The organism is Nonlabens sp., from assembly GCF_051251825.1.
Classification (GTDB): Bacteria; Bacteroidota; Bacteroidia; order Flavobacteriales; family Flavobacteriaceae; genus Nonlabens.
In genome coordinates, this window is record NZ_JBPOGG010000034.1 from 1 (window position 1) to 4,294 (window position 4,294).

The following is a 4,294-nucleotide window of genomic DNA, read 5'->3' on the forward strand; positions in this document are numbered from 1 at the left end:
AGCCGCGTTCGATCCAGCTTATTCTTCTTACTCTCGAAAAAAACCAGCTTATGTTACGCTTAAAGATGGCACCAAATGGGAAGCCGACATTAAAGATGTAGATCGTAAGAAAGGTCAGATTAATGAAATCAAGTTTATTAAGCCAGATGGCGAAAAGGTTCGTGTTAAAGCGGAAGAAATTGTTGATTTGTATATGGCACCTTCTGGGCTAGAGAAGCTCAACAACCAAAGTAACTTCATGAATGATGCTACTAAGTGGGGTAAAACGGATGCTTCTAAATACATGAACAAAGGGTATACCATGTATACTAACCAAATGGTTTCTTTGAAAAATAAAAAGAAAGAAGAAGAATACTTAATGCAAGTTGTCAATCCTAAATACAGTCAGTTTATTGAAGTATATTCTGATCCATGGGCTAAGCAGACTGCTAGCATCGGAATTGGTGGTATGAAATTAGCTGGAGGTATAGCTAAGTCCTATTACATTAAGAAAGGTGATGAAAAGGTATTATGGCTGACTAAAAAGGACTTCGATGAGCATTTTGAGTCTTTATTCATGGATAATGATAAATTCAAAGCTAAATATGGTGGCGAAAAATTTAAGTGGAGTTTGTTAGGTGTATATATTTTAGATTACACTGAGTTTCTTTTGGAAGATAGCAAATAGAGTTCTTAGATAGTTAACCGCTAGTATAGAATACAAGGCTGCAATCATTTGTGATTGCGGCCTTTTTTATGGTTTTTAAATTGTCAATTATTTAAATATTTGATAATCTGCAATGTGCAGTGTTCTTTTTGTGAATGGCCTTTATTTGTGGTGTAATATAAAACCAGAAAGTATTGGATTTTTCAGTTGTAGTAATGTATTTGGGCTTCACTTTGGCCGCATACTCCGTTGTAGGAAATGATACTATACAAACCTTAGGTACATTTCTAAGTTCCAATGAAAGAAAGAAATGGTGGGTACTTTGGTTGTTTGCCGGAGGTATTCTGGCGGGAACCCTAATTTATGGTTACATGACACACAATGGGGATGTCTCTTATGGTAGGTTGGCCAAATACCCCATGCCAGACCCATTTTCTTGGTATTATTTGTTGCCACCTGTAATTCTAATGCTATTAACCCGTACCGGTATTCCGGTAAGTACATCTTTCTTAATTCTTACTTTTTTCAATGAGAAAAATTTAAATAGTATGGTCATCAAATCACTCTCTGGCTACGGAGTGGCATTTGTTGCGGCAATTATGCTCTATTTGGCTATATCCCGATTAGTGGAGAGGAAGTTTATAGAAAGGCCTATTACGGATAAAGAGGAGAAGATTTGGACTATATTACAATGGTGTTCCACCGGTTTTTTATGGTCACAATGGCTAATTCAGGATTTTGCTAACATTTATGTTTACCTGCCAAGAGAATTAGATATCTATTCTCTGATTTTTTCATTGGTAGTTATTTTGGGTTTACTGGCTTATATCATAGCTTCTAAAGGAGGTGCTATCCAAAGTATAATCAAATCCAAAACGAATACGGTAGATATTCGGTCAGCAACAATTATAGATTTTGTATACGGTATAGTTCTCTTTTACTTTAAGGAATTGAACAATGTGCCAATGAGTACAACTTGGGTGTTCCTTGGTATTTTGGCGGGTAGGGAAATAGCATTGAACTATATGCTCAGGAAAAACGAGCCTAGGGCCAAGATGTTTAAGTCATTGGGTATAGATCTCGTTAAGGTGGTTATTGGTCTTGTGGTAAGTATCGTTTTGGTGTTCGCTGTAAAATTTTTGGCAACGTCTATTTAATTTTAATTAGGAATGAAACTCAGGTCACTATTTGTATTCGTTGTTTTGTTGGGTGAAACCAGTATTGCGCAGGTATCTAATTCGGATGGTGATGAAAAGGGAATTAATATTGCGGACTTAGTTGAAATGTCTGGGGATTGGTTTATTGCCTACCGTGATGGTGTAAAACAGGTTCAAGCAGATGAGACATTGCCCGCGGTAAATGAACACACAAGTAGTTTTGTGTTAAAACGAAGTTACTTTACTCTAAAAAAGGATCTGAACGACGTTTTTTCTGTTCGTTATACCATGGATCTTACTATTGATAATGAGGGTGATGATGCCGGTAACGTAGAAACACGGCTTAAATATCTTTATTTAATGACTAAGCCTAAGCTTAATAGTAAGTTGTTTACCAGTACAGCTATTGAGGTGGGTATGGTGCATAGGCCATGGTTAGATTATGAGCAAAAAATGAACACATATAGAGTTCAGGATAACATGTTTATTGAGCGTAATAGAATATTTAACTCGGCAGATTTTGGACTTACGGTATCGGGGAATATTGGTCCTAAAATGGATGATGGTTTTTTAAAGGATGTAAATGGTGTCATGAAAGGAAAGTATGCGAGTTACTCTTTAGGTATCTACAACGGTGGCGGTTATTCTGGTATAGAAAAGAATACTAATAAAGTAGTGGCGGGCCGTTTAACGGTACGTCCGTTTGCTAACTCTCTGCCGCAATTACAAGTAAGTGGCTATTTTAATAGAGGAAAGGGTAATAGTGAGTTTTCTCCAGACTTCAATCAGGTTTTAGGTTTTTTGGCATTTACAGAAAAGCAATATAAATTAACGGCTCAATTACATGATGGCGTTGGTGATTTTAGAGCAAGATATATTGACTCTAATGACCCTTCTCGTGCTTTAAAAAATCATGGGTATAGTTTCTTTGGAGAGTATAGGTTTGGTAGAAGTCCATTTTCCTTATGGGGTCGTTTAGATGAATTTAAAGTAGAAGAGATAGATGAACGAACACAAAGAATTATTGGAGGACTTACCTATAGGGTAAATAAAATGATTCGTCTTATTTTAAATACGGAGCATACTACCGTAGATAACAATACAGAAGATACGTACGAGCTTAACCTAGAAATATCATTCTAAAAACAATTACTATGGACTGCATACTTTTTCCTACAGATTTTTCGGAAGTTTCAATGAACGCCTTTTTGTATGCGGTAGAGTATGCGAAAAAGACCGAAAAGAAAATTATCGTTTTCCATGCCTATAATCTTGAAACGGAAACTTCCGAAGAAGAACAGAAGCTGTATGAAAAGCTGGATATACAGAATTTTAGAAATAAAAAAGAGACTTTTCCTCCATTCGAAAAAATACTTAAAAAATCAAAGGTAGATAGTCTAAAGGTGAAATATGTAGTTCGGGAAGGTGATTTCATTGAAACGTTTACCCAGTATATAGAAAAAAGGGAAGATAAGATAGATGTTGTTGTTATGGGTACCCAGATCAGTAAAAGTGGGCTATTTCAGCTGTTTACGGAAACCAGTACCTTGAAGATATTAGATGAAATACATAAACCGGTCGTTGTGGTGCCGGGGAATGCAAGATTTGATGGGGATTTAGATAATATTTTATTCTTGGTGGACTATCAAGAAGATGAGAAAGAACCATTAGAAGATTTGATAAAGGAATCCAAAAGTTTTAAAGCAAAATTACATGTAGTCCATTTTGATTTGGCCCATGGTGATTCTATTGTACCAATGATGGATCGCTTTAAAGCTTCATTAAAAAATCATGATGTTAGCAATGTTACGTTCAAGACCATAGATTCTATAGATATTAAAAAGTCGTTGTTGGACTATTGTATCGAAAATGAAATAGATATGGTTTGTCTGATCAATCACAAGCGTAATTTTTACCAACGCTTGTTTACCTATAGTCTTACTGAAGATTTAATACGAAATATTAATACGCCCGTAATGGCTATATATAGGGATTAGAAACAAGAAATTTAAGTTAAGTCTGTTGAGGACATTGGGTAGATAGAGGTTTACCTAATTTAAAAACCCATATTCAGTGAAGAATATGGGTTTTAGCGTATTTGAAACCTAGTAAAATTGTTATTCTCTAAGGGCCATTGTATGTCCTTCGGAATCTGCTAATGTGCTTCCATCCTCAGAAGTCCTCATAGAGACAATTTGGCTCTCCATGTCCGTTCCGGGATATGATATGGTATAGGTGTCATTTTCATAACTCCATTTAAAGTCGGTTTTAAAAGTAATGCTACCGTTACTCTTTCGGTGGTATCGCCCTAGATAAGCATCATTAAATATCCACTCCTTGCGAACTGTTTCTGACTTAGCGGTTAGGCTGGCAGGAGCTACTTCTATATCTGACCAAATGCCGATTACCGGATCATCATTTTCGGGTATCTGTGTGCAGTTACTGACGAGTATGATGGATATTATTGCTAAAAATGAAAAGACTTTTTTCA

At 36.0% G+C, this 4,294-nt stretch carries 5 protein-coding genes; 4 read left to right on the top strand and 1 reads right to left on the bottom strand.

The genetic code is table 11. The features are described 5' to 3' along the window. From ACSHWW_RS14230 to ACSHWW_RS14245, 4 genes are all read left to right on the top strand, one after another. On the top strand, positions 1-667 hold a 667-nt coding region (locus ACSHWW_RS14230; protein WP_435683139.1), incomplete at its 5' end, for a hypothetical protein. A gap of 173 nt (positions 668-840) precedes the next feature. Then, positions 841-1,803 carry a hypothetical protein gene (locus tag ACSHWW_RS14235; protein ID WP_226975778.1) on the top strand — a complete coding sequence of 321 codons (963 nt, stop codon included), beginning with the start codon at positions 841-843 and terminating at the stop codon, positions 1,801-1,803. A 12-nt stretch (positions 1,804-1,815) separates the two neighbouring features. Then, positions 1,816-2,946: a hypothetical protein gene (locus ACSHWW_RS14240; RefSeq protein ID WP_435683140.1), complete on the top strand. Its 1,131-nt coding sequence runs from the start codon at positions 1,816-1,818 to the stop codon at positions 2,944-2,946. Positions 2,947-2,957: 11 nt separating this feature from the next. Continuing rightward, entirely contained in the window at positions 2,958-3,800 is an 843-nt protein-coding gene (locus tag ACSHWW_RS14245; protein WP_194532334.1) for a universal stress protein, read from the top strand. A 120-nt stretch (positions 3,801-3,920) separates the two neighbouring features. On the opposite strand, the gene ACSHWW_RS14250 is transcribed toward ACSHWW_RS14245, so the two are convergent. Then, positions 3,921-4,294, bottom strand: a 374-nt coding sequence (locus ACSHWW_RS14250) for a hypothetical protein (RefSeq protein ID WP_435683141.1), incomplete at its 5' end; no start/stop codon positions are given.